The organism is Bifidobacterium sp. LH_730 (assembly GCF_056355835.1).
In genome coordinates this window covers 1-5,544 of record NZ_JBKETB010000026.1, presented here as the reverse complement: position 1 = coordinate 5,544, position 5,544 = coordinate 1, and the positions used below count along the sequence as shown (strand labels likewise).

6 protein-coding genes are annotated in these 5,544 nt (G+C 60.6%); all 6 read right to left on the bottom strand.

The features are described from left to right. The coding region (locus AC1AUD_RS13600; RefSeq protein WP_476574914.1) for a TIM-barrel domain-containing protein at nt 1-875 on the bottom strand (875 nt) is incomplete at its 3' end. A gap of 48 nt (nt 876-923) precedes the next feature. Beyond that, entirely contained in the window at nt 924-1,739 is an 816-nt protein-coding gene (locus AC1AUD_RS13595) for a carbohydrate ABC transporter permease (protein WP_476574913.1), read from the bottom strand. A gap of 3 nt (nt 1,740-1,742) precedes the next feature. Next, entirely contained in the window at nt 1,743-2,663 is a 921-nt protein-coding gene (locus AC1AUD_RS13590) for a carbohydrate ABC transporter permease (RefSeq protein WP_476574912.1), read from the bottom strand. Nucleotides 2,664-2,760: 97 nt separating this feature from the next. Next, nucleotides 2,761-3,936 carry an ABC transporter substrate-binding protein gene (locus tag AC1AUD_RS13585; RefSeq protein WP_476574911.1) on the bottom strand — a complete coding sequence of 392 codons (1,176 nt, stop codon included), beginning with the start codon at nt 3,934-3,936 and terminating at the stop codon, nt 2,761-2,763. A 202-nt stretch (nt 3,937-4,138) separates the two neighbouring features. Beyond that, nucleotides 4,139-5,134 carry a LacI family DNA-binding transcriptional regulator gene (locus AC1AUD_RS13580; protein ID WP_476574910.1) on the bottom strand — a complete coding sequence of 332 codons (996 nt, stop codon included), beginning with the start codon at nt 5,132-5,134 and terminating at the stop codon, nt 4,139-4,141. 312 nt (nt 5,135-5,446) lie between these two features. After that, nucleotides 5,447-5,544, bottom strand: a 98-nt coding sequence (locus AC1AUD_RS13575; RefSeq protein ID WP_476574915.1) for an IS3 family transposase, incomplete at its 5' end; no start/stop codon positions are given.

The window sequence follows — 5,544 nt, the reverse complement described above, 5'->3', positions numbered from 1 at the left end:
CCCATGTGCGGCCAGTGGAAGAAGTCCACGACGATCAGGTCGAGCGGGATGCCGCGGCGCTTGAACTCGCGCGCCACGTCGAGCAGCTGCCCTTGGTTCCAGTAGCGCAGCTTGCACTGCCAGAAGCCCAGGCCCCACTCGGGCATCGCGGGCGCGTGGCCGGTCACGTCGGCGTATCGTTCCATGATCGCGGCGGGCGTGGCGCCCGCGGTCACCCAGTAGTCGAGCTGGCGGGTCGCGTCGGCCCGCCATTCGGTGCGGTTCTTTCCGAAGGTCACCCGTCCGATGGCCGGGTTGTTCCACAGGAAGCCGTAGCCCGCGGAGGAGACCACGAAGGGTACCGAGGCCTGCGAGTTGCGGTGCGCCAGCTCGAGCGTGCAGCCCTTGAGGTCCAGGATGTCCTGCTGGTACTCGCCCATGCCGTGCAGCCGCTCGTCCGCGGGCGTGGCGAAGGACGCGGTGACGGCCGTCTCGCCGCCGGTGATCGGGGTGAAGCGGCGGGCGTGCAGGTTGAGCGATCCTCCGCGCGCCGCCTCGCGGAACAGTTCGCGTCCGTCGGCGTCGTGGAAGGACAGCGCGCAGCGGGGCTCCTCGTAGCCCGACCCGGCGTACACGCCGCCGGTGGCGGTGGCCCGCACGACGATGCGCCCGTTGCGCACCTCGGCCGTGCCATGCTCCTCGTCGATGGTCACGCGGGCGTCGGGCGAGGGAGCGGGTGCCTCGGGGAGCAGCGCCCACTCGGGTTTCCCGGGCTCGTGCATGTGTGCCGATCGCACGCGCACGGAGTCAGCGCCCCAAGGTTCGATGCGCAGGTATTCGCCGTTGCCGGTCCAGGTCAAGGCGTCGCCGTCGATGGCGAAGGTGATGGGGGTCATATGAGTTCCTTTTCAGTCGTGTATGTTGGTTACGGAAGGTGGGCGGGCTCAGTCCTTGACGGCGCCGGCGGTCACTCCCGCGGCCACGTATTTCTGGGCCACGATGAGCAGCAGGGCGGTGGGCACGGAGGCCAGCACTGCGGTGGCCATCATCGGCCCCCACTCCTGGTTCTGCGCGCCGATGAAGTCATAGATGCCCATGGTGATGGGGCGCAGGTTGCCGCCTCCCGCGTCGAGCGTTGAGGCGAACATGAAGTCGCTCCAGGCCCACAGGAAGCTGAACAGCGAGGTCGTCACGATCGAGTTGCGAGACAATGGCACCACGATCTTCGTGAACACCATCCAACGGTTCGCCCCGTCGATCTCGGCCGCCTCGATCAGCGAACGGGGCATGCCCATCATGAACGAGCTCAGCAGCATCACCGCGAAGGGCACCGCCACCGTCGAGTCCGCCACGATCAGACCCGGAATCGAATCAAGCATACCGATTTGATTGAAGATCTGATAGAAGCCCAGAGCCATGACCACCGCCGGAATCATCTGCGCCACGATCAGTAGGAAGTTGATGGTTTTGCGGCCTTTGAGCTCTAGGAACGCGATGGCATAGCTGGAGGGCAGCGCGATCAGCAGTGTGAACAGCACGGTTCCTAGCGCGATGACCAACGAAGTGCCAAGGTAGGGCAGCTGTGAGGAGAAGGCCGCCGCGTAATTGTCGAGAGTGAAGGCCTTGGGCCAAAGGTCGCCCGAGCGGATGGCCGAGCGATCGGTGAAGGAGATATTGATCATCCAATAGACCGGGAAGAGCATGAGCAGAGTGAGAACGACGCCTATGAGTGTCTTCCACCAAGTCGAACGATGCTGCATGGCTTACCTCTTTTCCTCGTTGCGTTGCGCCCAGAGGTAGACGAACGCGAATATCAGGGCGATGACAATCAGGATGGTGCCGACGACGGAAGCCTCTGAATAGCGGATTGTTGCGGAGGTGCCTTTGCCGAAGGCCATTTCGTAGGCCCAGGTGGCCAGCGTGCGTGAGGTGCCGGTGCCTTTGGTCATGATCCAGATGATGTCGACGGTTTTGAGTGTGTAGACGAAGCCGAGCAGCAGCGTGATCATCGTCACGGGCCTCAAAAGCGGGAAGGTGATCTTCCAGAAGCGCTGCCATGCGTTGCACCCGTCGAGCGAGGCCGCCTCGTACAGATCCACGTTGATGTTCTGCAGACCGGAATAGAGGATAACCAGGTTGAACGGGATGCCCAGCCAGATGTTTGCGATGATCACGGCCCACAGGGAATTATCCGCCTGAAGCCACCAGACAGGGTCCATGCCCACGAAACTGAGCAGTTTGTTGATGATGCCGGAATCAGCGTCCATCATCCACTGCCAGGTGGTGCCGGAGATCATCGGCGGCAGCAACCACGGCACGAGGAACGCGCCGCGCAGCACGCCGGAGAGTCTGAAATGCTGGTTAAAGAACACCGCCAGCGCCAAGCCGATGGAATATTGGAAGAGGATGGATAGAACGACGAAAATAAGAGTTTGCCGCAACGTGCTCCAGAAAACCGGATCTGCAAGCACTTCGTGGTAGACCTCAAGCCCGGACCACGGCGCTTCGCCGGTGACGAAGGTACGGCGGGTGAAGCGATGCAGGCTCATCGAGATGTTCTGCACCAGAGGGGCGACGTAGAAAATCAGCATGTAGAGAAGAAGCGGAGCGGCGAAACCGATGGCCGCCAGGGTGGTGGGCTTGACGCGCCGTCGCGTCAGACCTTTTGGAGTCGCTTGGGACATGATTCACCTTCGAATAGTGTGATTGAGGGGATGACGGGGCCGGTCGGCGGGCATTGCCGTCGGCCCCGGTCGCGTGTATAGAGGGAGAAGGCGTGGCTCAGCTGTTCAGCGCGGCCTGCAGATCCTCGGACAGTTTCGCGGAGATTTCTTCATATTCCAGTCCCACGTCGGTGGAACGTCCTTCGGCGTTTTCGACGGAATCGACCCACGGCTTCCACACGTCGTTCTCGGCGACCTGCTGTTCGCGCACCGACTTCTTGGCTGCCAGATACACCATTTCGTCGTTGGTGGCCTTGAGGTTATCGTCGTTGCCGATCAGGCATTCGATGACCTCGACTGTGGCCTTCATCTTCTCGTCGCTGGTGTTCTTCTGGGTGGGGATGGTGATGAATTCGCCGCCGGTGGGCACCGGGGCCACGCCACCGTCCTTGGCGGGAATGGGAATCATCTCATAGCCCTGCTCCTTGGCCGATTCGGCCTGCCAGGAGCCGTTCTCGGAGAAGCCATACTCGCCGGTCAGGAACAGATCCCAGGCGGCGGACTGGTTGTCGGTGGTGACCGATTTGGGCGCCCAGCCGTTCTTCACCCAGCCGGAGACCAGGTCGAGGGCCGCCTGCTCGGCGGTGGAGCCGGAGGCATCGGCGAGGTCGCCGCCCGCGCCCCAGAACCAGGGCAGGAACTGGAAGGTGCCCTCCTCGCCTGAGACGCCGGCGAAGGTAATGCCCTTGGCTCCGGAGTCGACGACTTTCTTGATCGCTGCGTTCAGGGAATCCCAGTCGGTGATTGAGGCCGGGTCAACGCCTGCCTTGTCCAGAACCTTGGGGTTGTAGTAGAGTCCGAGGGCGTTGGAGCCGTAGGAAACGCCGTAAGTCGTGCCGTCGATGATGCCGGGGCCTTGGATGTTCTCGTCATAGCCGTCCGTGTTGACTCCGGCGGCTTTAATGTCGGTGACCAGTCCCGCATCGACTGCGGTCGGCATCTTCGGATTGTCGACCAAGGCGATCTGCGGGGCGTTGCCCGCCTTGACGGCGGTGGTCAGGTTGTTGAGCAGGTCCGACTGCGGGTATCCAATGCGCTTGATGGTGTATCCATCGGGAGCGCATTTGGTGACGAAGGTCTGCCAGGTGCTGTCGGCGCCTTTCTGCGGGTAGGGGTCCCAGAACTCGATGGTTTTGTCGTCCTGTGCGTTCGAAGAGCCGCAGGCCGCCAGGCTCAAGGCGACGGTGCCGGCTGTGGCGACGGTGAGGATGCGGCGGAAAATCCGGTTGTTCATATGGGGTGTCCTTTCAGGATTGACGCAGCTTCGCGTTCCATTAAGTCCATCGTCGACATCGCTGTTTTGTGACGAAGGATGGGTCAACTATCGTGTTTAACCGGTTCAACGAGATAAGTATATCATGACATATGAATGTATGCAAATCGAGTGAGCGCAGCTCTGCTGGGCCAAGTTGTATTTAGGGCAGCAAAAACTGAAATTACAAGGTTCCCAGGCTGTCGGAGAAATCGAACTTCTGATGAATCGCCGGTGCGTCGGGGTTAGCAATGCGTGACATCAGCAGCTGCACAGCGGTCTCGGCTAGTTTGAGCACATCGGTTTCGACGGCATCGAATGGAATTTTGAGCGATTCGCGCAGCTGTTTGGGAAACACCGTGACGATGCGCAGATCGTGGGGAACATGTAAGCCGAGATCGGCGAAGACCTGCGGGGCGACAATAGTGGCCGATTCGTTGTGCAATACCATCGCATCGGCTTGGGGATGTTCGCGCAGTGCATGGCGAATCGCATCGGAGGGATCGGATTCGTCATCTTCGGGAGAAGCGACGTGCAATGTGAGGCCCCGGTCGTGGGCGGCCGCGACGATGGCCTCATAAAATCGCATGGCGAAGCCGAGACGTTTGTGGAAAATACTGCGTGACCAGAGCAGAAGGTTGACTTCGTGGTGCCCCTCGTCGGCGAGGCAATTGACGATGCTACGTGCCTCGGCTGCATAGTCTGCGTCAATCGTGTCTAGACCAAAGGAATCCAATGGGGCGCCGAAGGCGACGGTCGGCGCCTTGAGCTTTGCCGCCAGCTTCATGCGGGGGTCGTCATCCGAAACATCCATGAGAATGAATCCGTCGACTTTGCGCGACGCCCATGCTCGTTTCAATGCTTCATTGCTTTCATCGTTGGCGACAAACAATGTGTCGTAGCCATATTTTGCAGCTTGTTCCGACAGCAAGTAAACATGCAATCCGAACAGTGCGGACAAGTAACTACCGTGGTAGGTAGGCGAGACGATGCCCATTGTCATGGTCTTCTTCACGGACAGTGCCCTCGCCGCATGGTTGACGGTATATCCAAGGTCGTCGATGGCTTGGCGAACCTTGAGCGCGGTCTGCTCGGTGATGCGAGGGTCATCGGAAAGCACATAGGAGACCGTGGCCTTGGAGACACCTGCGGCGCGCGCGACATCAGAGATGGTGACCATGGACGGCCCTTTCACACAGGCGAGAGGATATTCGCTACAATACTCCGCCCCTACTCCAGCCGTCCGCGGCGCCACAGGTGTGTGCCGTGTGCGGCGTTACATCGAGCGGCTCTCGGGTCATGAGCCCTAATATGAGACAAGTCGGACCGATTTGCTCCGGAGCGCGACCTGATATGCTGTCGCGTGACGTCGTACATGCGGCGTCCCCGTTGATATGACGGGCCGATCGGCGAGAGCCGATAGAAAAAGGCCCGGCACTAGCAATATGAACTGCGCCCTGTTTGTTGGACGTTGTTTATTAGGATACGGGGGTCAGGCTGCGAGGGACATGTTCCGGTATTCCTCCGGGGTGTGTCCCTCGAGTCGTATCTGGCGTCGTTTGGTGTTCCAGTGGACGATGTACGCGTCCA